The 25,054-nt window shown below is 56.2% G+C and carries 23 protein-coding genes; 20 read left to right on the forward strand and 3 right to left on the reverse strand.

The window, feature by feature from the left end; translation table 11 throughout:
- Positions 1-3: 3 nt before the first annotated feature.
- The 4 genes from GNG27_RS09070 to flgL all read left to right on the forward strand — a co-directional run bounded on the left by GNG27_RS09070 (position 4) and on the right by flgL (position 4,745).
- Positions 4-1,101 (forward strand): flagellar basal body P-ring protein FlgI, encoded by a 1,098-nt coding sequence (locus GNG27_RS09070; RefSeq protein ID WP_156263457.1) that lies wholly within the window; start codon positions 4-6, stop codon positions 1,099-1,101.
- Positions 1,101-2,054 (forward strand): flagellar assembly peptidoglycan hydrolase FlgJ, encoded by a 954-nt coding sequence (flgJ, locus tag GNG27_RS09075; protein WP_142489069.1) that lies wholly within the window; start codon positions 1,101-1,103, stop codon positions 2,052-2,054. Before GNG27_RS09070 ends, flgJ begins: the two co-directional genes overlap by 1 nt.
- Positions 2,055-2,130: 76 nt before the next feature.
- Positions 2,131-3,777, forward strand: coding sequence for a flagellar hook-associated protein FlgK (gene flgK / locus GNG27_RS09080; protein WP_156263458.1), 1,647 nt, complete (start codon positions 2,131-2,133; stop codon positions 3,775-3,777).
- Between the two features lie 14 nt (positions 3,778-3,791).
- Positions 3,792-4,745: a flagellar hook-associated protein FlgL gene (gene flgL, locus GNG27_RS09085; RefSeq protein ID WP_156263459.1), complete on the forward strand. Its 954-nt coding sequence runs from the start codon at positions 3,792-3,794 to the stop codon at positions 4,743-4,745.
- A gap of 80 nt (positions 4,746-4,825) precedes the next feature.
- Here the strand turns inward: flgL and GNG27_RS09090 are convergent, their stop codons facing one another.
- Positions 4,826-6,040 carry an MFS transporter gene (locus GNG27_RS09090; RefSeq protein WP_156263460.1) on the reverse strand — a complete coding sequence of 405 codons (1,215 nt, stop codon included), beginning with the start codon at positions 6,038-6,040 and terminating at the stop codon, positions 4,826-4,828.
- A 109-nt stretch (positions 6,041-6,149) separates the two neighbouring features.
- Here GNG27_RS09090 and GNG27_RS09095 point away from each other — a divergent pair, with 109 nt between their 5' ends.
- Positions 6,150-7,088: a LysR family transcriptional regulator gene (locus tag GNG27_RS09095; RefSeq protein ID WP_156263461.1), complete on the forward strand. Its 939-nt coding sequence runs from the start codon at positions 6,150-6,152 to the stop codon at positions 7,086-7,088.
- Between the two features lie 40 nt (positions 7,089-7,128).
- Here GNG27_RS09095 and rne read toward each other — a convergent pair whose 3' ends face one another.
- Positions 7,129-10,320, reverse strand: a complete 3,192-nt coding sequence (gene rne / locus GNG27_RS09100; RefSeq protein ID WP_156263462.1) for a ribonuclease E — start codon at positions 10,318-10,320, stop codon at positions 7,129-7,131.
- Positions 10,321-10,891: 571 nt separating this feature from the next.
- Between rne and rluC the strand changes: the two genes are divergently transcribed.
- Entirely contained in the window at positions 10,892-11,839 is a 948-nt protein-coding gene (gene rluC, locus GNG27_RS09105) for a 23S rRNA pseudouridine(955/2504/2580) synthase RluC (RefSeq protein WP_142489075.1), read from the forward strand.
- 74 nt (positions 11,840-11,913) lie between these two features.
- Here the strand turns inward: rluC and GNG27_RS09110 are convergent, their stop codons facing one another.
- On the reverse strand, positions 11,914-12,498 hold the full coding sequence (locus GNG27_RS09110; protein ID WP_142489076.1) for a nucleoside triphosphate pyrophosphatase: 585 nt from the start codon (positions 12,496-12,498) through the stop codon (positions 11,914-11,916).
- Positions 12,499-12,639: 141 nt separating this feature from the next.
- Here GNG27_RS09110 and yceD point away from each other — a divergent pair, with 141 nt between their 5' ends.
- The 14 genes from yceD (at position 12,640) to ptsG (ending at position 24,985) form a co-directional block, all read left to right on the forward strand.
- Positions 12,640-13,161 (forward strand): 23S rRNA accumulation protein YceD, encoded by a 522-nt coding sequence (gene yceD / locus GNG27_RS09115; RefSeq protein WP_142489077.1) that lies wholly within the window; start codon positions 12,640-12,642, stop codon positions 13,159-13,161.
- Between the two features lie 16 nt (positions 13,162-13,177).
- Positions 13,178-13,351: a 50S ribosomal protein L32 gene (gene rpmF / locus GNG27_RS09120; protein ID WP_055321340.1), complete on the forward strand. Its 174-nt coding sequence runs from the start codon at positions 13,178-13,180 to the stop codon at positions 13,349-13,351.
- A gap of 79 nt (positions 13,352-13,430) precedes the next feature.
- Positions 13,431-14,465 (forward strand): phosphate acyltransferase PlsX, encoded by a 1,035-nt coding sequence (plsX, locus tag GNG27_RS09125; RefSeq protein ID WP_221888527.1) that lies wholly within the window; start codon positions 13,431-13,433, stop codon positions 14,463-14,465.
- Positions 14,466-14,471: 6 nt separating this feature from the next.
- On the forward strand, positions 14,472-15,425 hold the full coding sequence (locus GNG27_RS09130; protein WP_142489079.1) for a beta-ketoacyl-ACP synthase III: 954 nt from the start codon (positions 14,472-14,474) through the stop codon (positions 15,423-15,425).
- Positions 15,426-15,440: 15 nt separating this feature from the next.
- Positions 15,441-16,370, forward strand: a complete 930-nt coding sequence (fabD, locus tag GNG27_RS09135; RefSeq protein WP_142489080.1) for an ACP S-malonyltransferase — start codon at positions 15,441-15,443, stop codon at positions 16,368-16,370.
- A 13-nt stretch (positions 16,371-16,383) separates the two neighbouring features.
- Positions 16,384-17,118, forward strand: coding sequence for a 3-oxoacyl-ACP reductase FabG (gene fabG / locus GNG27_RS09140; RefSeq protein ID WP_032617552.1), 735 nt, complete (start codon positions 16,384-16,386; stop codon positions 17,116-17,118).
- A 154-nt stretch (positions 17,119-17,272) separates the two neighbouring features.
- Entirely contained in the window at positions 17,273-17,509 is a 237-nt protein-coding gene (acpP, locus tag GNG27_RS09145) for an acyl carrier protein (RefSeq protein ID WP_003857954.1), read from the forward strand.
- Between the two features lie 90 nt (positions 17,510-17,599).
- A complete protein-coding gene (fabF, locus tag GNG27_RS09150; protein ID WP_142489081.1) occupies positions 17,600-18,841 on the forward strand; it encodes a beta-ketoacyl-ACP synthase II in 1,242 nt (413 codons plus the stop codon).
- 141 nt (positions 18,842-18,982) lie between these two features.
- Complete coding sequence (pabC, locus tag GNG27_RS09155; RefSeq protein ID WP_156263463.1) at positions 18,983-19,792, forward strand: aminodeoxychorismate lyase; 810 nt, start codon at positions 18,983-18,985, stop codon at positions 19,790-19,792.
- A gap of 2 nt (positions 19,793-19,794) precedes the next feature.
- Entirely contained in the window at positions 19,795-20,817 is a 1,023-nt protein-coding gene (yceG, locus tag GNG27_RS09160) for a cell division protein YceG (RefSeq protein ID WP_156263464.1), read from the forward strand.
- Complete coding sequence (gene tmk, locus GNG27_RS09165) at positions 20,807-21,448, forward strand: dTMP kinase (protein ID WP_142489084.1); 642 nt, start codon at positions 20,807-20,809, stop codon at positions 21,446-21,448. Before yceG ends, tmk begins: the two co-directional genes overlap by 11 nt.
- Positions 21,445-22,449: a DNA polymerase III subunit delta' gene (gene holB, locus GNG27_RS09170; protein WP_156263465.1), complete on the forward strand. Its 1,005-nt coding sequence runs from the start codon at positions 21,445-21,447 to the stop codon at positions 22,447-22,449. Before tmk ends, holB begins: the two co-directional genes overlap by 4 nt.
- 10 nt (positions 22,450-22,459) lie before the next feature.
- Entirely contained in the window at positions 22,460-23,254 is a 795-nt protein-coding gene (locus GNG27_RS09175; RefSeq protein WP_156263466.1) for a metal-dependent hydrolase, read from the forward strand.
- Between the two features lie 297 nt (positions 23,255-23,551).
- On the forward strand, positions 23,552-24,985 hold the full coding sequence (ptsG, locus tag GNG27_RS09180; RefSeq protein WP_142489087.1) for a PTS glucose transporter subunit IIBC: 1,434 nt from the start codon (positions 23,552-23,554) through the stop codon (positions 24,983-24,985).
- Positions 24,986-25,054 lie beyond the last annotated feature (69 nt).

The following is a 25,054-nucleotide window of genomic DNA, read 5'->3' on the forward strand; positions in this document are numbered from 1 at the left end:
CCTATGTTTAAATCCCTCTTCGGGATCCTGTTGGTGCTGGTGGCAACCGTTGCCCAGGCCGACCGTATCCGCGATCTCACAAGCGTACAGGGCGTGCGGGAAAACTCACTGATCGGTTACGGCCTGGTGGTGGGGCTGGACGGCACGGGTGACCAGACGACGCAGACCCCGTTCACCACTCAGAGCCTGAACAACATGCTCTCCCAGCTCGGCATCACGGTGCCGGCCGGGACCAACATGCAGCTGAAAAACGTGGCGGCGGTGATGGTCACCGCCTCCTACCCGGCCTTTTCCCGCCAGGGGCAGACTATCGACGTGGTGGTCTCCTCCATGGGTAACGCCAAGAGCCTGCGCGGCGGTACGCTGCTGATGACCCCGCTGAAAGGGGTGGACAGCCAGGTATATGCTCTTGCCCAGGGTAACATTCTGGTCGGCGGGGCAGGTGCGTCCGCAGGCGGCAGCAGCGTGCAGGTTAACCAGCTTAACGGCGGCCGTATTACCAACGGGGCGATCATTGAGCGTGAACTGCCGACTCAGTTCGGGTCCGGCAACACCATCAACCTGCAGCTGAATCAGGACGACTTCACCATGGCGCAGCAGATCGCTGACACCATTAACCGTGGCCGCGGCTATGGCAGCGCCACGGCGCTGGATGCCCGCACGGTGCAGATCCGCGTCTCCACCGGAGGCAGCAATCAGGTTCGCCTGCTGGCGGATATCCAGAACATGGAGGTGAACGTCACGCCGCAGGATGCCAAAGTCATCATCAACTCCCGTACCGGTTCTGTGGTGATGAACCGTGAAGTGACGCTGGATAACTGTGCCGTCGCGCAGGGCAACCTCTCGGTGACCGTCAACCGCACGGCTAACGTCAGCCAGCCGGACACGCCGTTTGGCGGGGGCGAAACCGTGGTGACGCCGCAGACCCAGATTGATATGCGTCAGAGCGGGGGTTCGCTGCAGAGCGTGCGCTCCAGCGCCAACCTGAACAACGTGGTGCGGGCGCTGAATGCGCTGGGCGCAACCCCGATCGATCTGATGTCGATTCTGCAATCCATGCAGAGCGCGGGCTGTCTGCGCGCCAAAGTGGAAATTATCTGATGCTGACCGATAGCAAACTGCTGAGCAGCGCGGCCTGGGATACCCAGTCGCTCAACGAACTGAAGTCCAAAGCGGGCAAAGATCCGGCGGGGAATATCCGCCCGGTGGCCCGCCAGGTGGAAGGGATGTTTGTCCAGATGATGCTGAAAAGCATGCGTGAGGCGCTGCCGAAAGACGGTATCTTCAGCAGCGACTCAACGCGTCTGTACACCAGCATGTATGACCAGCAGATTGCGCAGCAGATGACTTCCGGCAAAGGGCTGGGGCTGGCCGATGTGATCGTTAAGCAGATGGCGGCCGCCCAGGGCGTGCCGCCGGAAGAGGCACCGCAGCAGGTGCCGATGAAGTTCGATCTGGAAAAAGTGACCAGCTATCAAAACCAGGCCCTGACGCAGATGGTGCGTAAAGCCGTGCCGAAAGCGCCAGAAAGTAACGATGAGCCGCTTACCGGCGACAGCAAAGACTTCCTGGCTCAGCTCTCGCTGCCGGCGCGTCTTGCCAGCCAGCAGAGCGGGGTGCCGCATCACCTGATTCTGGCCCAGGCGGCGCTGGAATCCGGCTGGGGGCAACGGCAGATCCGTCGTGAAAACGGCGATCCGAGCTTCAACATCTTTGGCGTGAAGGCTTCGGGAAGCTGGAAAGGGCCAACCACCGAGATCACCACCACCGAATATGAAAACGGTGAAGCGAAGAAGGTTAAGGCTAAGTTCCGCGTCTACAGCTCCTATCTGGAAGCGCTTTCAGACTATGTCGGGGTGCTGAGTCGTAACCCACGCTATGCGGCAGTAACCCAGGCCGCAACGGCAGAGCAGGGCGCACAAGCGTTGCAGAAAGCGGGCTACGCCACCGATCCGCAGTACGCCCGCAAGTTGACCAGCATGATCCAGCAGCTTAAAGCGATGGGTGAGAAAGTCAGCAAAGCGTACAGCAACGATATCGAAAATCTGTTCTGAAAAGTTCTCAAGTCCGGCTGGGGTCTGCCGATAATCTCCAGCAGGACTCGTGTCTGAAAGTATAAAAGGAACCCCCATGTCCAGTTTGATCAACAGCGCCATGAGTGGCCTCAGCGCGGCACAGGCTGCGCTGAATACCGCCAGTAATAACATTTCAAGCTACAACGTGGCGGGCTATACCCGTCAGACCACGGTGCTGAGCGCCTCAAACAGCACCCTGACCGGCGGTGGTTGGGTTGGCAACGGCGTGTATGTCTCCGGGGTACAGCGCGAATATGATTCATTTATCACCAACCAGCTGCGCACCGCACAGAACCAGAGCAGCGCCCTGACTACCCGTTACCAGCAGATGTCCAAAATTGACGACATTCTGTCCGGCAGCACCAACAGCCTCGCCACCACCCTGCAGGACTTCTTCAGCAGCCTGCAGACCCTGGTCAGCAATGCCGAAGATCCGGCTGCGCGCCAGACGGTGCTGGGCAAGGCCGATGGCCTGGTGAACCAGTTCAAGGTGAACGATCAGTACCTGCGCGATCAGGATAAGCAGATCAATACCGCGATTGGCACCAGCGTTGATCAGATCAACAACTACGCTAAGCAGATTGCCAACCTGAATGACCAGATTTCCCGCCTGACCGGCGTGGGTGCCGGGGCCTCCCCGAACAACCTGCTCGATCAGCGTGACCAGTTGGTCAGCGAGCTGAACCAGATCGTGGGGGTTGAAGTCGCAGTCCAGGACAGTGGCACCTATAACGTCTCCTTCGGTAATGGCTACAACCTGGTCCAGGGCAGCACCGCCAATCAGCTGGCGGCCGTGAAGTCCAGCGCCGATCCGTCCCGTACCACGGTAGCGTTTGTTGATGGCACCTCAGGCCCGGTCGAGATCCCGGAAAAACTGATGACCAGCGGCTCGCTGGGCGGAATGTTGACCTTCCGTGCCGAAGAACTCGACGCTGCGCGCAACACCCTTAACCAGCTGGCGCTCTCTTTTGCTAACGCGATGAACACCCAGCACCAGAAGGGCTTTGATCCAGAAGGCAAAGCGGGCGGCGAATTATTTGATATCGGTGCCCCGGCGGTGCTGGGCAACACCAAAAATACCGGTTCGGCCTCCGTCACCGCGAAGGTCAATGTTGCAGACAGCGCCAAAGTACAGGCCACCGACTACAAGATGGAGTTTGACGGCAGCAGCTGGAAGATCACTCGCCTCTCGGATAAAACCACGGTCACCGCCACCAATGACGGTAAGGGGAACCTCTCCTTCGATGGCCTGACGGTCAACGTATCGGGTGCGGCAAAAAATAAAGACAGCTTTGTTATCAAGCCCGTCGTTAACGCCATTGTGAATATGGACGTGGCGATCAGCGATGAGTCAAAACTGGCTCTCGCCTCTGACGCTGAAGGTGGCGAAAGTGATAACCGCAACGGGCAGGCACTGCTGGATCTGCAAAGCAGCAAAGTGGTCGGCGGCAACAAAACCTTTAACGACTCCTATGCCTCTCTGGTCAGTACCGTTGGCAGCAAAACCGCGACGCTGAAAACCAGCAGCACCACCCAGGCAAACGTGGCGACGCAGCTGAGCAACCAACAGCAGTCGATCTCCGGGGTTAACCTCGATGAAGAGTATGGCAACCTGCAGCGTTTCCAGCAGTACTACCTGGCTAATGCCCAGGTGCTGCAAACTGCCAGCACGCTTTTCGACGCGTTAATTAATATCCGCTAAGGCCGAGGTCAACGATGCGTATCAGTACCCAGATGATGTATGAGCAGAACATGCGTGGGGTTACCGAATCCCAGAGCAAGTGGCTGAGTTATGGTGAGCAGATGTCCACCGGCAAACGTGTTAACCGTCCTTCAGACGATCCGATTGCCGCGTCGCAGGCGGTAGTTGTTTCCCAGTCACAGGCGCAAAACAGCCAGTACACCCTGGCCCGCTCTTTTGCCACGCAGAAGGTATCCCTGGAAGAGAACGTGCTGGGCCAGGTGACCACGGCGCTGCAATCGGCGCAGGAAAAGATTGTCTATGCGGGCAACGGCACCCTGAGTGACAACGACCGCAACTCGCTTGCCACCGATCTGCAGGGTATTCGCGATCAGCTGGTAAACCTGGCGAACAGTACCGACGGCAATGGCCGCTATATTTTTGCGGGCTATAAAACCGATACTGCGGCGTTCGATCAAGCTACCGGCGAGTATGCTGGCGGCGACACGCCAATCAGTCAGCAGGTCGATTCTGCGCGTACCATGCAGATTAGCCATACCGGTAGCGACGTGTTTGAATCCTTTACCAGTAATGCCGCACCAGAACCGGGTGATGCTACGCCAGAAAAAAATATGTTTAAAATTCTGGATAACGTGATTGCTGCACTGAAAACCCCGGTTGAAGGCGATCAGGATAAAGCCGATCAGATGACGTTGGATATTGATAAGGCAAACCGCGGATTGCGTAATTCACTGGACAATGTGCTGACCGTGCGCGCCGATCTCGGAACTAAACTGACCGAGCTTAGTTCGCTCGATTCCCTGGGCAGCGACCGTGCTTTAGGTCTTACCCAGCAGATGAGTGACCTGGTGGACGTTGACTGGAACTCAGCGATTTCATCCTATGTGATGCAGCAGGCTGCGCTTCAGGCGTCCTATAAAGCGTTCAGCGATATGCAGGGTATGTCTCTGTTCCAGCTTAATAAATAACTGACTTGACCTTTGGACATGACTTGAAACTGGTTATGTTCTGTATGCCCAACCCGTTTTCGCGGATTGGGCATTTTTTTTCAGGAATTCTGCATTACTGAGGTTTGGGTACGTGCGCTTTCGGTGAGACGAATAACGAGCGCCACGCCTGCCGTCACCGTCGCAAGAGCAATCACGCCCGGCCAGCCTGCCATCGTATACAGCTGACTACCCAGCGCTGAACCCAGCGCCATCCCGATAAACACGCCGGTGAAGAGCAGGGCATTGAGGCGGCCACGTGCCTGCGGCTCCAGACCATAAACCAGATTCTGGTGAGCGACCAGGCTTGACTGCAGGCCGAGATCAAAGCCCACCGCGGAGACCGCAATCAGGACTAACTGGCCCTGTACACCCAGAGCGGGCATCAGGAACATCAGGGCGAAAGAAACGGTCACCAGCGCGGCACCAAGCTGGGTGACTTTACCGGCACCGAGTTTGTCGGCCAGACCACCTGCAAGCGGGGCGGCCAGGGCACCTGCAGCACCGGCAATGCCGTATCCTCCGGCAACTGCGCTGCCAAGCCCATAGTGTTCCATCAGCATTACCGCCAGCGTAGACCAGAAGGCGCTGAAGGCGACGGAAAGGAAGCCCTGAGCCAGGGCGGCACGGCGCAGAGCCGGGTAGCGACGCCACAGGTGCGCCATGGAACGCATCAGCTCCGGATAACGCAGGTTCGAAGGAACCGCGAAGCGGGGCAGAATCAGCCACATGACTGCGGCAAGGATCGCAATGCTAACTGCCGCCAGCTGATACATCACACGCCAGCCGAAGGCTTCACCCACCACGCCGCTTACCGTACGGGAGAGGAGGATCCCCAGCAACAGGCCGGTCATGACCGTCCCGACGGTTTTCCCCTGTTTGCCTGCCGGGGCAAGAATAGCCGCCGCCGGAACGATATCCTGCGCCATGGTGGCCGCCATCCCAATCAGCAGACTGACCAACAGCAGGGAGTGAATCTGCCCCGTCAGGCTACAGGCCAGCAGCAGCCCCGCCAGGGCGATACTTTTTACCACTATCAGGGTGCGACGGTCATAGCGATCGCCCAGCGGCAGGAGGAACAGGATCCCCAGCGCATAGCCTGCCTGGGTGAGCGTAGGCACCATCCCCATCCCTTCAATGCTGAGATGCAGATCGGTACCCATCAGCGGCAGCAGCGGCTGGGCATAATAGATGGAGGCGACGCTAAATCCTGCGCCAATGGCGAGGATAAAAATGACCCAACGGCTGACGGTTGGGGTTAGGGTGCTGGTGTTCATATGCAGTTCCTCATTTCGGGTGTGTCGCTATTCTTTACCAGCCCTGCTTGCGGTGGTAGCGGGGGCAGTGTTAAAACACTTATACGTGTAACGTATAACCGGATAAATCATGAAACGTTCAGAGCGTATAGACAGGGTCGAGCTGATGCGAACCTTCGTGCGCATCATTGAGACAGGCTCCCTCTCCGCCGCTGCCGTGCAGATGGCAACCACCCAAGCCACCGTGAGTCGCCGCCTGCAATCGCTGGAGACACTGCTCGGCGTGCGTCTGATCCTGCGCACCACCCATGCCATGAAGCTGACCGATGACGGGGAACGTTGCTATCAGCATGCCCGAAAGGTGATCGATAGCTGGCATGCGCTGGAAGATGAAGTCGGGCAGACGGAAGATGAACCGGTAGGCGTGCTTCGCGTTCGCGCCCCCCATGCCTTCGGGCAGGAGCAGCTGCTGGAGCCGTTAACGGCGTTTCTGCTGCGCTATCCCCGGCTGAATGTGGAGTGGATGCTTAACGATCGCTCGGCCGATTTCATGAGCGATAATATCGACTGCGCCATCCGGGTCGGGGCGGAGATCGACCCGGGTACGGTGTCGGTGCTACTGGCCGAGGTTCCGCGCAGTATCGTTGCCTCGACCGGACTGCTCGAACGTTATGCGCCGGTCGGGAAGCCGGAGGATCTCTCTGCGCTGCCCTGGGTGGCACTTAATACCTTTTATCGTCAGCACGTGGAGTTGTTCAGCACGGGGGCGTCGCAACCGTTGCGGGTGGCTATTTCTCCCCGGCTCAGTACCGACAGCCTGTACGTGGCACGTAAAAGCGCATTAACCGGACTGGGCGTTGCCGTGGTATCAAGCTGGACGGTGGAAGCCGACATCCGTGAGGGCAGGCTGGTGCATCTGCTGCCCGACTGGCAGCCGGCCGCGTTGCCGGTACATCTGGTCTATCCGTGGTCACGCTACTATCCGGCACGTCTGCGCCGCTTTCTGGAGATGATGCGAGAGGTGATGCCTGAAATCGCGGGGATGCGCAGGCCTGAGCAGAAGCAATAAAAAAGCCGACCCGAAGGTCGGCTTTTGCGCTTAAGCGGGCTTATTCAGCCGACTGTGGACGCGTGGCAGGCGCGGTGGCCTGGTGGGTGGCGCTGTGACCACCCGCAGAGCCCTTACCGTCGAAATCAAACGCCGGGCGTACCCAGTCGCTGTGACGCGGTGCTTCCGGAACATATTCCGGAGCCGGCGCGCGGGTCATTGGCGCAGTGGCGTGGTGAAGATCCGCGTTAACCTGAGCAGCTGGCGCTGGCTTCACTTCTGGCTCTGGCTTCACTTCTGGCGCTTTCACTTCAGCGACTTCAGGTTCAGCTTCAGCAACAGGTTCAACCTCAATTTCAACTTCAGGTTGAACGTCAGTTTCCACTTCAACTTCCACTACCGGCTGTGGCTCAACGGCTTCCACGGTGATTTCAACCGGCTCGGCAGCCTTAACGTCTTCCACAACCTGTTCTGCGACAACCACGTCTTCAGGGGCGATGATTTGCGGCTGTTCGGTTACAGGCGCGGCAATCACTTCCGGATGTGAAGTTTCAACTTCAACAACCTGCGGCTCAGGGATAACGACTGCCGCAGCCTCGGTGATAACCTCATCAACGACCGGCGCTACCGGGACAACCGCTTCGACAGCAGCGTTCTGCTCGTCAAACTGCTGCTCCTGAGGGCGAGCAACCGGATAACGGATCCAGGCTTTACCGGAGGCCATTTCTGGTGACGCACAGGCGATAGCCAGCGGCATCGGTGACTGCAGCGGGTAACGCTCGTCACGATAACGGCGACGACGCTGACCGCTTACGCGCAGGTGACGCGGGGAGCGACGTGAACGACGCGGCATACCGGCGTTGTCACGGCCTTCGCTGGTCTCTTCCTGCTCAGGTGCATTTTCAATAACCGCTGGCAGATCAACCTTCGCCAGCTCGGTGCTCTGGGCCGGTTCAACCTGCGGCGCTACTGCTTCAACAGCCGCTTCTTCGGTCTGAGACTCGAAACGCACTTTCTGGTTCAGCTGACGCTGCTTACGGCGCGGCATGACCTGAACGCGTTCTTCCTGCTCGCCATCCTGCACGGTCTCTTCTTCGCGATTCAGCGCTTTAACTTCCTGCTGCGCCTGGCGCTTGTCATCATTACGACGACGGTTGCGCTCGCGGCGTGGCTGCTGCTCATCACGCTGTCTGCCTTTATCAGCCTCTTCGCTGACCGGCTGGCGAATTTCACGATCTTCCGCGTTCTGCTGCGGCTTCTCGCGACGGTTGCGGCGGTTATCGTCACGACCTTCGCGGCGTTCACGACCTTCGCGGTTGTCACGATTATCACGGCTTTCGCGATTGTCACGGCTTTCGCTGCCTTCACGACCTTCGTTATTCTCGGAACGGTTATCGCGGCGCTCGTTGCGGTCACGACGGTTGTTCTGACGCTTACGACGATCCGGTGAACGCTCTTGTTTCTCTTCTTTCTTCTCAACCGGCGCAGGGGCTGGCTGCGGCTCTTCGCCGGCAAACATCTTCTTCAGCGCGCTGAAGAAGCGGCTCAGCAGACCTGGCTGCGCAGCCGGTTGGCTCACTTCTACTGCCGGTTTAGCTGCTGTTGGTTGGGCTACCACGCTCTCCTGCGCAGGCGCAGGTGGGGCTTCTGGCATGACAAATGCCGCCAGCGCTGGCTGCTCCGGAAGTTTACGCTCGGTGTATTCTTCTTCGGACGGCAGAGCCATCGCCTCTTCATGCAGCTTAGGCAGCATGTAGCTGATGGTGGATGTCTCTTCGCCTTTGCGCACGCGCAGCACGGAGTAGTGCGGGGTTTGCATCTGGTCGTTAGGCACGATCACGCAGCGTACGCCGCTCAGACGGGCTTCGATCGCACTTACCGCGGCACGTTTTTCGTTCAGCAGGTAGGAGGCCACCGGCACAGGCACAATGGCGTGTACTTCTTTGGTGTTCTCTTTCAGCGCTTCTTCTTCGATAAGACGCAGGATAGAAAGCGCCAGAGATTCGTTGTCACGCACGGTGCCGGTGCCGCTACAGCGTGGGCAGACGTGGTGGCTGGATTCACCGAGGGACGGGCTCAGACGCTGACGGGACATCTCCAGCAGACCAAAACGGGAGATATGGCTGATCTGGATACGCGCACGATCCTGACGCACTGCTTCACGCAGGCGGTTTTCTACCGCACGCTGGTGACGTACCGGCGTCATGTCGATGAAGTCGATAACGATCAGGCCGCCCAGGTCACGCAGACGCAGCTGACGCGCAATCTCATCGGCCGCTTCGAGGTTGGTGTTGAACGCCGTTTCTTCGATATCGCCGCCGCGGGTTGCACGCGCGGAGTTGATATCGATAGCGGTCAGCGCCTCGGTGCTGTCGATAACGATTGAGCCACCGGAAGGCAGACGCACTTCACGCTGGAAGGCGGATTCAATCTGCGATTCGATCTGGTAGTGGCTGAACAGCGGGATTTCACCGGTGTACAGTTTGATTTTGCTGGTGAAATCCGGACGACCCAGCGCGGCAATGTGCTGGCGAGCCAGCTCAAGCACTTTCGGGTTATCAATCAGAATTTCACCGATGTCCTGACGTAGATAGTCGCGGAAGGCACGCACGATGACGTTGCTTTCCTGGTGGATCAGGAATGGAGCAGGGCGGCTTTCAGCGGCTTTCTGAATGGCTTCCCAGTGCTTAAGGCGGAAGCCGAGGTCCCACTGCAGCGCTTCGGCAGATTTGCCTACGCCTGCGGTACGAACAATCAGGCCCATGCCATCTGGCAGTTCGAGACTGGCCAGCGCTTCTTTCAGCTCGGTACGGTCGTCGCCTTCAATCCGGCGTGAGATACCACCCGCGCGCGGGTTGTTTGGCATCAGTACCAGATAGCTGCCTGCCAGACTGATAAAGGTGGTCAGCGCGGCGCCTTTATTGCCACGCTCTTCTTTATCGATCTGAACAATAACTTCCTGGCCTTCACGCAGCACATCTTTGATGTTTGGGCGGCCATGGGCGTTATAGCTGGAAGGGAAGTACTCGCGAGCGATCTCTTTCAGGGGGAGGAAACCATGACGCTCGGCACCGTAGTCAACGAATGCGGCTTCAAGGCTGGGTTCAATGCGGGTGATTTTGCCTTTGTAAATGTTCGCTTTTTTCTGTTCGTGTCCAGGACTTTCGATATCCAGATCGTACAGACGCTGCCCATCCACAAGGGCGACACGCAACTCTTCTTGTTGAGTTGCGTTGATTAACATTCTTTTCATCGTAACTTACTCATTATTCTTACATTGACGACTAAGCTGCGGGCAAGGTGACGCTTTCCGGGGTATGAACCGATGGCCTCGTGTCTATTCACGTCGCCAACCTCACGGTTGTCGCTCGCTTAAGAGGCGCAAAGTGTCGGTTGCCTGTATTTCATACGGAAATACAGCGCGATTATCAGGGGAATAGCCTGGGTAAAACTCTCCAGAGAAGATTCCATTTACCGGTAAGTACTGCAACCCGCAGCCCGCTAACTGTCTGAAAGATCAATACGTCTTACGCCATTGCTGCGTGGATGATCGGTCAGACAAAATTGGTCATTCCGTCGATATCCTTACAAAACCCGGATTTAACGCGGAAAACAGCAGCATTATTCCATTGCTAACCGGGTTATAGCAAGATGACTTTTACCAATTATCACCCGGTTACTCACAGTTTCTTCACTTCTTTCGAATGATTGGTTTAATAACCACCAAATCGATTGCGTGAACGAAACCCTGACCGGGTAAAGGTAAATATAAGCATAGAAAAATGAGTGGCGCTAATGGCTGGCGATAATTAGAATCGCCCCCCATGAAAACAGAGACTCCAGCCGTAAAAATGGTTGCCATCACCGAAGATGAAGCGGGGCAACGCATCGACAACTTTTTGCGCACCCAACTGAAGGGCGTGCCAAAGAGCATGATTTATCGCATCCTGCGTAAGGGTGAGGTGCGGGTAAATAAGAAGCGCATTAAACCTGAATACAAACTTGAAGCGGGTGATGAAGTGCGCATCCCGCCGGTGCGCGTCGCCGAGCGGGAAGAGGAAGCGGTGTCGCCGCATCTGAATAAAGTCGCCGCGCTGACGAATGTGATTTTATATGAAGACGATCATATTCTGGTGCTCAACAAACCCTCAGGTACAGCCGTACACGGCGGCAGCGGGTTGAGCTTCGGCGTGATTGAAGGTTTGCGCGCGCTGCGCCCGGAAGCCCGCTTCCTTGAGCTGGTTCATCGCCTTGACCGCGACACCTCCGGCGTACTGCTGGTCGCCAAAAAGCGTTCCGCGCTGCGTTCGCTGCACGAGCAGCTGCGTGAGAAAGGAATGCAAAAGGATTATCTGGCGCTGGTGCGCGGACAGTGGCAATCCCATGTCAAAGTGGTGCAGGCGCCGCTGCTGAAAAACATTCTGCAAAGCGGTGAGCGTATCGTTCGAGTGAGTCAGGAAGGCAAACCGTCTGAAACCCGGTTCAAGGTGGAAGAGCGTTATGAATTTGCCACCCTCGTGCGCTGCAGCCCGGTGACCGGACGTACCCACCAGATCCGCGTTCATACACAGCATGCTGGCCATCCAATTGCCTTCGACGATCGCTATGGCGACCGTGAGTTCGATAAGCAGCTGGCCGGTACAGGCTTGTCCCGCCTGTTCCTGCATGCCGCCGCGCTGAAGTTTACCCACCCGGGTACCGGCGAAGTGATGCGTATCGAAGCCCCGCTGGATGAGCAGCTGAAGCGCTGTCTGAAAGTTCTGCGCGGGTAGTTGCCCGGCGGCGCTGCGCTTGCACGGGCCTACGGTCTTGCAGGCCGGGTAAGCGTAGCGCCAGCCGGCATAAATTACGCCATCAATGGGTTGTAATGCTCCCGGCGCAGCATCTGGCACAGCGCAATCAGCGGTAGTCCCACCAGCGTGTTCGGGTCGCGCCCGTCCAGCCTGTCAAACAATGCAATTCCCAGCCCCTCGCTTTTAAAGCTGCCCGCGCAGTTTAGCGGCCGCTCTTTTCGCACGTAGTCGTCAATTTCCTGTTCGCTGAGATGGCGGAAGTGCACGTCAAAGGGCTCGCATTCCGTCTGTAAATGGCCCGTAGACGAATTATAAAGGGCCAGGCCGGTGTAGAAGGTGACAATACTGCCGCGCGCTTTCAGCAGCTGCTGGCGGGCGTTCTCTTCGGTGTGCGGTTTACCGGTAATCATTCCATCCAGGACGCAAACCTGATCGGAACCTATAATTAAATGGTCAGGAAATCGCGCTGCCAGACTTTTCGCCTTTTCCTGAGCCAGACGGACCACCAGATGGCGTGGCGATTCACCGGGCTGTGGGGTTTCATCCACGTTCGGCGCGGCGCATTCGAAGGGGACGCCCAGCTTTTCCAGCAACACGCGGCGGTAGGGTGATGTGGAGGCGAGAATGAGATTTGGCATATTTTTTTCACCAGATATAGCGTATCGATGCCAGCCATTTTAAACTACGGGCCGCAATGTGTGCGAATAAATGGCAAAAGGCAGCCTGAGGTTGCCTTTTTCTTTGACTCTATGACGTTACAAAGTTAATATGCGCGCCCTATGCAAAAGGTAAAATTACCCCTGACTCTTGATCCGGTTCGTACGGCTCAAAAACGCCTTGATTACGAAGGTATCTATACTCGTGATCAGGCTGAGCGTGTCGCCGAATCCGTAGTCAGTGTGGACAGTGATGTGGAATGCTCCATGTCGTTTGAGATCGATCCCCAGCGCCTTGCCGTTATTACCGGTGATGCAAAGGTGTCGGTCACGCTCGAATGTCAGCGTTGCGGGAAACCGTTCCCACTTCATGTTCACACAACATATTGTTTTAGTCCGGTTCGTTCAGACGAACAGGCTGAAGCACTCCCGGAAGCGTATGAGCCGATTGAGGTTAACGAATTCGGTGAAATCGATCTGCTGGCGCTGGTTGAAGATGAAATCATCCTCACCTTGCCTGTAGTTCCGGTGCATGATTCTGAACACTGTGAAGTGTCCGAGGCGGACATGGTCTTTGGGGAACTGCCTGATGAAGCGCAAAAACCAAACCCATTTGCCGTATTAGCCAGTTTAAAGCGTAAGTAATTAAGGAGTAAGGTCCATGGCCGTACAACAGAATAAACCAACCCGTTCCAAACGTGGCATGCGTCGTTCCCATGACGCGCTGACTGCAGTTACCAGCCTGTCTGTAGACAAGGCTTCTGGTGAGAAACACCTGCGTCACCACATCACTGCTGACGGTTTCTACCGCGGCCGCAAGGTTATCACTAAGTAATCACGCGTTTGCGTGATTAGGCTTAGTGAGGGTTTCCCCGTGCAAACGGGGATATACCGAACCAGGCTGCGACGATACCTTGACACGTCTAACCCTGGCGTTAGATGTCATGGGGGGAGATTTTGGCCCTTCCGTGACAGTGCCTGCAGCATTGCAGGCACTGAACTCTAATTCGCAACTCACTCTCCTTTTAGTCGGCAATCCCGACGCTATCACGCCATTACTTGCAAAAGCTGACTTCGAACAACGTTCACGTCTGCAGATTATTCCTGCCCAGTCAGTTATTGCCAGTGATGTCCGGGCCTCACAGGCGATCCGCAGCAGTCGCGGAAGCTCAATGCGCATCGCGCTGGAGCTGGTGAAAGAAGGGCGCGCGCAGGCGTGCGTCAGCGCCGGCAATACCGGCGCGCTGATGGGGCTGGCAAAATTACTGCTTAAACCCCTTGAGGGTATTGAGCGCCCGGCGCTGGTGACCGTATTGCCCCACCAGCAAAAGGGCAAAACGGTGGTGCTGGATTTAGGTGCCAACGTCGATTGCGACAGTGTTATGCTGGCGCAGTTTGCCGTAATGGGCTCGGTGCTGGCAGAGGAAGTCGTGGGGATCTCTCATCCCCGCGTGGCTTTGCTGAATATAGGTGAGGAAGAGACCAAAGGTCTCGACAGCATCCGCGAGGCGGCCGAGCGGCTAAAAAATGAGCCATCCATCAACTATATTGGATATCTCGAAGCCAACGAATTATTGACCGGAAAAACGGATGTACTGGTATGTGACGGGTTTACAGGAAACGTTACATTAAAAACCATGGAAGGGGTGGTGAGAATGTTTCTTTCTCTGCTTAAATCGCAGGGAGAGGGGAAAAAACGGTCATGGTGGCTGATTTTATTAAAGCGTTGGTTACAAAAGAGCCTGGCGCGGCGATTCAGTCACCTCAACCCCGACCAGTATAATGGCGCCTGTCTGTTAGGATTGCGCGGCATTGTGATTAAGAGTCACGGTGCGGCCAATCAGCGAGCGTTTGCCGTCGCGATTGAACAGGCAGTGCAGGCGGTGCAGCGACAAGTCCCACAGCGGATTGCCGCTCGCCTGGGATCTGTATTAGCAAAAAGTGACTGAGCGTACATGTATACGAAGATTTTAGGTACCGGCAGCTATCTGCCAAAGCAAGTGCGAACCAACGCCGATCTGGAAAAAATGGTAGATACGTCTGACGAGTGGATCGTCACCCGTACAGGTATCCGCGAACGTCGTATTGCCGCGCCAGATGAAACAGTTTCCACCATGGGCTATGAAGCCGCCCAGCGCGCGCTGGAGATGGCGGGTGTCGATAAAGACGACGTCGGCCTGATTATCGTTGCCACTACGTCTGCCACGCATGCTTTCCCAAGCGCAGCGTGCCAGGTTCAGAACATGCTGGGCATTAAAGGCTGCCCGGCGTTTGACGTTGCCGCTGCCTGCGCAGGCTTTACCTATGCGTTGAGCATCGCCGATCAATACGTGAAATCCGGTGCAGTGAAGCATGCGCTGGTGATCGGTGCTGACGTGCTGGCGCGTACCTGCGATCCAGCCGATCGCGGAACGATCATTATTTTTGGTGATGGTGCAGGAGCTGTCCTGTTAGGACAATCTGAAGAGCCAGGCATCATCTCAACGCATTTGCATGCGGACGGTAGCTACGGCGAACTGTTGACGCTGCCAAACGCCGATCGTGTTAATCCGGACAATGCCATCTACCTGACCATGGCCGGCAACGAAGTTTTCAAGGTGGCGGTAACAGAGCTGGCGCATATCGTTGACGAGACGCTGGAAGCAAACAATCTGGAGCGTTCCGCCCTCGACTGGCTGGTGCCGCATCAGGCGAACCTGCGTATTATCAGCGCCACGGCGAAGAAACTTGGCATGTCTATGGATAACGTTGTGGTGACCCTGGATCGTCATGGCAATACGTCTGCAGCATCAGTGCCCTGCGCGTTTGACGAAGCGGTACGCGATGGACGAATTCAACGAGGCCAACTGGTCTTGCTCGAAGCCTTCGGGGGCGGTTTCACCTGGGGTTCTGCGCTGGTTCGTTTCTAGTATAAGGATAAAAAAATGACGCAATTTGCTTTTGTGTTCCCCGGTCAGGGTTCTCAGGCCGTTGGAATGTTGTCCGGCTTAGCGGAGCAGTATCCGGTCATCGAAGAGACCTTCCGTGAAGCGTCGGATGCCCTGGGCTACGATCTTTGGGCGCTGACCCAGCAAGGGCCAGCCGAAGAGCTGAATAAAACCTGGCAGACCCAGCCTGCACTGCTGACCGCATCGGTCGCATTGTGGCGCGTATGGCAACAGCAGGGCGGCAAAGCGCCAGCGCTGCTGGCCGGTCACAGCCTGGGTGAATATTCTGCGCTGGTATGCGCAGGGGTGATTGCGTTTGCTGATGCCGTGCGTCTGGTTGAAATGCGCGGCAAATTTATGCAGGAAGCGGTGCCGGAAGGTACGGGCGGCATGTCGGCCATTATTGGTCTGGATGATGCTTCCATTGCCAAAGCCTGTGAAGAATCGGCAGAAGGCCAGGTGGTTTCTCCGGTTAACTTCAACTCGCCGGGCCAGGTGGTTATCGCCGGTCATAAAGAAGCGGTTGAACGTGCAGGCGCAGCCTGTAAAGCTGCGGGCGCCAAACGTGCGCTGCCGCTGCCGGTGAGCGTACCGTCGCACTGCGCGCTGATGAAGCCTGCTGCCGAGAAGCTGGCGGTCGAGCTGGAAAAAATCACCTTCAACGCGCCGACCATTGCGGTGGTGAATAACGTTGATGTGCAGTGCGAAACCGCGCCAGAAGCCATCCGCCATGCGCTGGTTCGCCAGCTGTACAGCCCGGTTCAATGGACCAAAACGGTTGAGTTTATGGCATCCCAGGGCGTTGAACACCTGTATGAAGTCGGCCCGGGTAAAGTTCTTACCGGTCTGACCAAACGTATTGTTGATACCCTGACCGCATCGGCCATTAATGAGCCAGAAGCACTGTCAGCGGCACTCGCGCAGTAAGAAGAGGAATACCATGAGTTTTGAAGGAAAAATCGCACTGGTCACTGGTGCAAGCCGCGGTATTGGCCGTGCTATCGCTGAGACCCTCGTCGCGCGCGGCGCGAAAGTGATCGGCACCGCGACCAGCGAAAGCGGCGCGCAGGCGATCAGCGAGTACCTGGGTGCGAACGGTAAAGGTCTGATGTTGAATGTGACCGATCCTGCATCTATCGAATCTGTTCTGGGAAATATTCGCGCAGAATTTGGCGAAGTGGATATTCTGGTCAATAATGCCGGAATCACTCGCGACAACTTACTGATGCGAATGAAAGATGATGAGTGGAGCGATATTCTCGAAACCAACCTGTCATCTGTGTTCCGTCTGTCAAAAGCGGTAATGCGAGCTATGATGAAGAAGCGTCATGGGCGTATTATCACTATCGGTTCTGTGGTTGGTACCATGGGAAATGCTGGTCAGGCTAACTACGCTGCGGCGAAAGCAGGTCTGATCGGTTTCAGTAAGTCGCTGGCACGCGAAGTTGCGTCCCGCGGAATTACTGTAAACGTTGTTGCTCCGGGCTTTATTGAAACGGACATGACGCGTGCGCTGACCGATGAGCAGCGTGCGGGTACGTTGGCGGCAGTTCCGGCGGGTCGTTTAGGCGACCCTAAAGAAATCGCCAGCGCGGTTGCATTTTTAGCCTCTGACGAAGCGAGTTACATCACTGGTGAAACTCTCCACGTCAACGGCGGAATGTACATGGTTTAATCACGTTAGAAAATATTTGCGTTATTAGGGCGAATGGCCTCAAAATAACGTAAAATCGTGGTAAGACCTGCCGGGATTTAGTTGCAAATTTTTCAACATTTTATACACTACGAAAACCATCGCGAAAGCGAGTTTTGATAGGAAATTTAAGAGTATGAGCACTATCGAAGAACGCGTTAAGAAAATTATTGGCGAACAGCTGGGCGTTAAGCAGGAAGAAGTTGTGAACTCCGCTTCCTTCGTTGAAGACCTGGGCGCAGATTCTCTTGACACCGTTGAGCTGGTAATGGCTCTGGAAGAAGAGTTTGATACTGAGATTCCGGACGAAGAAGCTGAGAAAATCACCACCGTTCAGGCTGCCATTGATTACATCAACGGTCACCAGGCGTAAGTGAGCATCTCCAGGCGGTCATTCGACCGCCTGTGTTTTTTCTTTTGTAGTCCCTCGATTTTCTTTTTTATCCCTCCCTGGAGGACAAGCGTGTCTAAGCGTCGTGTAGTTGTGACCGGACTTGGCATGTTATCTCCTGTCGGCAATACCGTAGAGTCTACCTGGAACGCTCTCCTTGCCGGTCAGAGTGGCATCAGCCTAATCGACCATTTCGATACTAGCGCCTATGCAACGAAATTTGCTGGCTTAGTAAAGGATTTTAACTGTGAAGAGATCATCTCGCGCAAAGAACAGCGCAAGATGGATGCCTTCATTCAATATGGAATTGTCGCTGGCGTTCAGGCCATGCAGGATTCTGGCCTTGAAATTACGGAAGAGAACGCAACCCGTATTGGCGCCGCTATTGGCTCCGGGATTGGCGGTCTTGGCCTGATTGAGGAAAACCACACCTCTCTGGTGAATGGTGGCCCACGTAAAATTAGCCCGTTCTTCGTTCCGTCAACGATTGTTAACATGGTGGCAGGTCACCTGACCATCATGTTTGGCCTGCGTGGTCCAAGCATCTCGATTGCTACTGCCTGTACGTCCGGCGTGCATAACATCGGCCAGGCGGCGCGTATCATCGCTTATGGCGATGCTGATGCGATGGTTGCAGGCGGTGCAGAAAAAGCCAGTACCCCACTGGGTGTGGGTGGCTTCGGTGCAGCGCGTGCCCTGTCTACCCGCAACGATAATCCTCAGGCGGCAAGCCGTCCGTGGGATAAAGACCGTGATGGTTTCGTGCTGGGTGACGGTGCGGGTATGGTCGTGCTGGAAGAGTACGAGCATGCGAAGAAGCGCGGCGCGAAAATTTATGCTGAAATCATTGGCTTCGGCATGAGCAGCGACGCTTATCACATGACCTCTCCGCCGGAAGACGGGGCAGGTGCTGCGCTGGCAATGGTTAACGCGATCCGCGATGCGGGTATCGAACCGGGCCAGATTGGCTATGTGAACGCGCACGGTACTTCCACGCCAGCAGGCGACAAAGCTGAAGCGCAGGCCGTTAAGTCTGTGTTTGGCGATGCATCCCGCCGCGTGATGGTCAGCTCCACCAAATCCATGACCGGCCACCTGTTGGGTGCGGCGGGTGCAGTAGAATCAATCTACTCTATCCTTGCGCTGCGCGATCAGGCAGTTCCGCCGACTATCAACCTGGATAACCCGGATGATGGTTGCGATCTGGACTTCGTTCCGCACGAAGCACGTCAGGTCAGCGGTCTGGAGTACACCCTGTGTAACTCCTTCGGCTTTGGTGGCACCAACGGCTCTCTGATCTTTAAAAAGGTCTGAGGCTGACAGCCGGGCGGTTTAACGCCTTCCCGGCACATCGATAAAAAAGGTCCGCTTGTCGGGCCTTTTTTATTCGGTTTTATTCCCTTGTCCGCGGCCCGCCTTCCTGCCAGACTATTCGACCATTTAAAAGGAGCCATCATGTTCTTGATCAATGGCATACCCCAGGAGACATTGCCGGCGAGCGACAGAGCTATTCAGTTTGGTGACGGCTGCTTCACGACGGCACGCATTGCTGCGGGCCAGGTCTGTCTGCTGGATGCCCATCTGCAACGCTTGCAGAAAGCCTGTGAAAAACTGCTTATCCCCTATGTGGCATGGGCAGAGTTGGAACGTGAAATGGTTGAGCTCGCCCAGGGGAATGACCGTGGCGTGCTGAAGGTCATTATCAGCCGGGGAAGCGGCGGCAGGGGATACAGCCCGGCGAACTGCCTGCATCCGGTTCGACTCCTCTCGGTGTCGGCGTATCCCGCTCATTATGATGGCTGGCGTCGTGAGGGGATTGCGCTGGCCTTAAGCCCGGTGCGGCTGGGACGTAACCCGCAGCTGGCCGGGATAAAACACCTTAACCGTCTTGAACAGGTGCTGATCCGCACCCATCTCGAACAGACCAGTGCCGACGAGGCGCTGGTTCTTGACAGCGAAGGGTTCATTACGGAATGCTGTGCGGCGAATTTATTCTGGCGTCAGGGGAAGGAGGTTTTTACTCCCCGGCTGGATCAGGCAGGCGTTAATGGACTGATGCGCCAGTTTTGTCTGCAACAGCTGGCACACTCCGGGTATCGCGTTGTCGAAGTGTATGCCCAAGAGGCTGTGCTGGCTGAGGCCGACGAGATGGTGGTCTGCAATGCGCTAATGCCCGTTGTGCCGGTTCGTCAGTATGGTTCTCAACGTTTTTTATCGCGTGAGTTGTACGCATTATTAGCCCCTCTGTGTGAGCAAACCAGATAGTCATGAAGAAAATGTTGCGCTTTATTCTCCTCATCCTTGTTGTGCTGGGCATTGCCGCTGGCGTGGGGATGTGGAAAGTTCGCCAGCTGGCGGGCAGTCAAATTCTGATCGCCGAAGAGACGGTCTTCACCCTGAAACCGGGCACCGGGCGTCTGGCGCTGGGTGAGCAGCTGTATGGCGAGAAGATCATTAACCGCCCGCGGGTGTTCCAGTGGTTATTACGCGTGCAGCCGGAACTGTCGCATTTTAAAGCCGGTACCTACCGTTTTACGCCGGGGATGACCGTCAAAGAGATGCTGGAGCTGCTTGAGAGCGGCAAAGAGGCGCAGTTCCCGCTGCGTTTTGTGGAAGGGATGCGCCTGAGCGACTACCTGAAGCAGCTCCGCGACGCCCCTTACATCAAACACACTCTTAAAGACGACAGCTATGCCACCGTCGCCGAGGCCCTGAAGTTTGAGCATCCGGAGTGGGTAGAAGGGTGGTTCTGGCCGGATACCTGGATGTATACCGCAGGCACCACGGATGTGGCGTTGCTGCAACGCGCGCATAAAAAGATGGTTGAAGCGGTGGATAAAGCCTGGGAAGGGCGGATGGAGAACCTGCCGTATAAAGATCAGAACCAGTTCGTGACCATGGCCTCGATCGTCGAGAAAGAGACGGCGGTAGCGAGTGAGCGGGATCAGGTTGCCTCGGTATTTATCAATCGCCTGCGCACCGGTATGCGTTTGCAGACCGACCCGACGGTAATTTACGGAATGGGTGAGAATTACAAGGGCAAAATTTCACGTAAAGACCTGGAAACCCCAACCGATTATAATACCTATGTCATTAGCGGTTTACCCCCGGGGCCGATTGCCACACCGGGTCAGGCATCGTTGAATGCCGCCGCGCATCCGGCTAAGACGCCGTATCTCTATTTCGTCGCCGACGGAAAGGGTGGACATACTTTTAACACCAATCTTGCCAGTCATAATCGTTCGGTCCAGGACTATCTGAAGGCACTTAAGGAAAAAAATGCGCAGTAATTACATTGTCATTGAGGGGCTGGAAGGCGCCGGGAAAACGACCGCACGTGATGTAGTGGTCGAGACGCTCAAACAGTGTGGTATCGAAGAGATGATCTTTACCCGTGAACCGGGCGGTACCCAGCTGGCTGAAAAACTGCGCAGCCTGGTACTGGACATCAAATCGGTCGGGGATGAAGTCATCACCGATAAAGCCGAAGTGATGATGTTTTACGCCGCGCGCGTCCAGCTGGTCGAAACCGTCATCAAGCCTGCTCTGGCGCGGGGATGCTGGGTGATTGGCGACCGCCACGATCTCTCGACCCAGGCGTATCAGGGCGGCGGACGTGGTATTGACCAGCAGATGCTCGGCACGCTGCGCGATGCGGTCCTCGGTGATTTCCGCCCGAACCTGACGCTCTATCTCGACGTGACGCCTGAAGTGGGTCTGAAACGCGCCCGCGCCCGCGGCGAACTGGATCGTATCGAGCAGGAGTCGCTGGACTTCTTTAACCGCACCCGCGCGCGTTACCGCGAGCTGGCCGCCCAGGACAGTTCGATCCGCACCATCGATGCAACCCAGCCGCTGGAGGATGTGATGAACGACATTCGCCAGACGGTCACTGACTGGCTGAAGGAACAACAGGCATGAAATGGTACCCATGGTTGCGCCCGCACTTTGAACAGCTGGTGAACAGCTATCAGTCCGGTCGGGGGCATCATGCGTTACTGATCCAGTCGCTGCCGGGCATGGGCGATGAGGCCCTGATTTACGCCATCAGCCGTTTTTTGATGTGCCAGCAGCCGCAGGGGCATAAAAGCTGCGGTCAATGCCGCAGCTGTCAGCTGATGCAGGCGGAGACGCACCCGGATTATTACGCGCTGGAGCCGGAGAAAGGCAAGACCACGCTGGGCATCGATGCGGTGCGTACGGTCAGTGAAAAGCTCTACGAGCGTGCGCGGCTCGGCGGGGCGAAGGTCGTCTGGCTGAAGGATGCCGCTCAGCTTACTGAGGCGGCGGCGAACGCTTTGTTAAAAACCCTCGAAGAGCCACCGGAAAATACCTGGTTCCTGATGGCCTGTCGTGAACCCGGACGGCTGCTGGCAACCCTGCGTAGCCGCTGTCGTTTGCATCATCTCAGCGTGCCGCAGGAGGCCTGGGCTCTCAGCTGGCTGGCGCGAGAAGTGACAACGTCACAAGAAGCTGCGCTGAGCGCGCTGCGTCTGTGCGGCGGAGCACCTGCCGCGGCGTTGGCCTTGCTGCAGCCCAACGTCCAGACACAACGGGAACAACTCTGTCAGGCGCTCGGCGCGGTGCCGGACAGCGGCGACTGGCTGAGCCTGCTTCCGGTTCTGAACCACGAGCAAGTGCCAGACCGTCTGCACTGGCTGGCAGCCCTGCTGCTGGATGCCCTTAAAATTCAGCAGGGAGCGACTCTGCTTAGCAATGCTGATGCCTGGCCGCTCGTGAATACCCTGGCGCAACGCCTGCCGGGCGTGGCATTGCGGGCTATCCTTCATGATGTCTGCCAGTGCCGCGAACAACTACTCAGCGTAACGGGGCTGAATCGGGAGCTTGTCCTGACCGACCTGTTACTCACTATTGAGCATTACCTGCAACCGGGCACGACGTTGCCTGTATCCCATCTCTGAGAGAGACATTATGTTTTTAGTCGACTCACACTGCCATCTCGATGGCCTGGATTATCAATCCCTGCATAAAAACGTCGATGACGTGCTGGCGAAAGCCGCCGCCCGCGATGTGAAATTTTGTCTGGCGGTCGCCACGACGTTACCGGGTTATCGCACCATGCGTGAGCTGGTGGGCGTCCGCGACAATGTGGTGTTCTCCTGCGGCGTGCATCCGCTGAACCAGGATGAACCTTACGACGTCGAAGATTTACGCCGTCTGGCGGCGGAAGAGGGCGTGGTGGCGATGGGTGAAACCGGGCTGGATTATTTCTACACTCCGGAAACCAAAGCTCGCCAGCAGGAATCTTTCCGCGACCATATCCGCATTGGCCGGGAACTGAATAAACCGGTGATCGTCCACACCCGCGACGCGCGCGCCGATACGCTGGCAATCCTGACAGAAGAAAACGTGACGGATTGCGGGGGCGTACTACACTGTTTCACAGAAGACAGAGAAACAGCGGGCAAGCTGCTGGATTTGGGTTTTTATATCTCGTTTTCCGGGATCGTGACGTTCCGTAACGCCGAGCAGCTTCGTGATGCTGCGCGCTACGTGCCGCTCGATCGTCTGCTGGTGGAAACAGATTCCCCTTATCTGGCTCCGGTACCGCATCGCGGTAAAGAAAATCAACCCGCGATGGTACGGGATGTGGCCGAGTACATGGCCGTATTAAAAGGCGTCGACGTTGAAGAACTGGCACGCATTACCACCACCAACTTTGCCAGCCTGTTTCACATCGATCCCTCCCGCCTGCAATCTGCCTGATTAATCTATTTTTTTATGGCTCGTAATTAATAGCCGAAAAGAGTAAAGTTCACCGCCCAGGTTGGGGCGGTGATGACCGTTATGGAAACATTTGGCAATCTGTTTTGTAAAAGTCTGAAAGTTTTTCAGCTGCCTTGCGCTGAAACGTGATAGCCGTCAAACAAAGATACGCGGATTTATTTTACTCTGTGTAATAAATAAAGGGCGCTTAGATGTCCTGTCCACGGCACGGTTCTCCCCCCGGGCCAATGCGTGAAAACGTAAAAAAAGCACAAATACTCAGGAGCACTCTCAATTATGTTTAAGAATGCATTTGCTAACCTGCAGAAGGTCGGTAAATCGCTGATGCTGCCAGTATCCGTACTGCCTATCGCAGGTATCCTGCTGGGCGTCGGTTCTGCAAACTTCAGCTGGCTGCCAGCCGTAGTTTCTCATGTGATGGCCGAAGCAGGCGGTTCTGTTTTTGCTAATATGCCACTGATCTTCGCTATCGGCGTTGCGCTTGGCTTCACCAATAACGACGGCGTATCTGCACTGGCCGCTGTAGTTGCCTACGGCATCATGGTTAAAACCATGGCTGTGGTTGCACCTCTGGTGCTGCACTTACCACCGGAAGAGATCGCTGCTAAACACCTGGCTGATACCGGGGTTCTGGGCGGTATCATCTCGGGTGCAATTGCGGCATATATGTTTAACCGCTTCTATCGCATCAAGCTGCCTGAGTACCTGGGCTTCTTTGCAGGTAAGCGTTTCGTTCCAATTATCTCTGGTCTGGCGGCGATCTTCACCGGTGTGATCCTCTCCTTCATCTGGCCTCCGATTGGTTCTGCGATCCAGACCTTCTCCCAGTGGGCTGCATACCAGAACCCGGTTGTGGCGTTCGGTATCTACGGCTTCATTGAGCGTTGCCTGGTGCCGTTTGGTCTGCACCACATCTGGAACGTTCCTTTCCAGATGCAGATCGGCGAATACACCAACGCAGCAGGTCAGGTTTTCCACGGCGATATCCCACGTTACATGGCAGGCGACCCAACTGCAGGCAAACTGTCTGGCGGCTTCCTGTTCAAAATGTACGGCCTGCCGGCTGCTGCGATTGCAATCTGGCACTCTGCTAAACCAGAGAACCGTGCCAAAGTGGGCGGTATCATGATCTCCGCAGCGCTGACCTCGTTCCTGACCGGTATCACCGAGCCGATCGAGTTCTCCTTCATGTTCGTTGCGCCGATTCTGTACATTATCCACGCGGTTCTGGCTGGCCTAGCGTTCCCAATCTGTATCCTGCTGGGTATGCGTGACGGTACCTCCTTCTCGCACGGTCTGATCGACTTTATCGTTCTGTCCGGTAACAGCAGCAAGCTGTGGCTGTTCCCAATCGTTGGTGCGTGCTACGCGGTTGCGTACTACACCATCTTCCGCGTGCTGATCAAAGCACTGGACCTGAAAACTCCGGGTCGTGAAGATGCAACAGACGACGTTAAAGCTGGCGCGACCAGCGAAATGGCTCCTGCACTGGTTGCAGCGTTCGGCGGTAAAGAGAACATCACCAACCTGGACGCGTGTATCACTCGTCTGCGTGTGAGCGTTGCTGATATCGCGAAAGTTGACCAGCCGGGTCTGAAAAAACTGGGCGCAGCTGGCGTAGTTGTTGCAGGTTCCGGTGTACAGGCTATCTTCGGTACTAAATCCGATAACCTGAAAACCGAAATGGATGAGTACATCCGCAGCAACTAAGTTGTGACCTGGGGAGACTAAGGCAGCCGAATGGCTGCCTTTTTTATATCTATGGTTTGTGAAATGCCG

Origin of the sequence: Leclercia sp. 119287, assembly GCF_009734485.1 — a bacterium.
Lineage (GTDB): Bacteria > Pseudomonadota > Gammaproteobacteria > Enterobacterales > Enterobacteriaceae > Enterobacter > Enterobacter adecarboxylatus_C.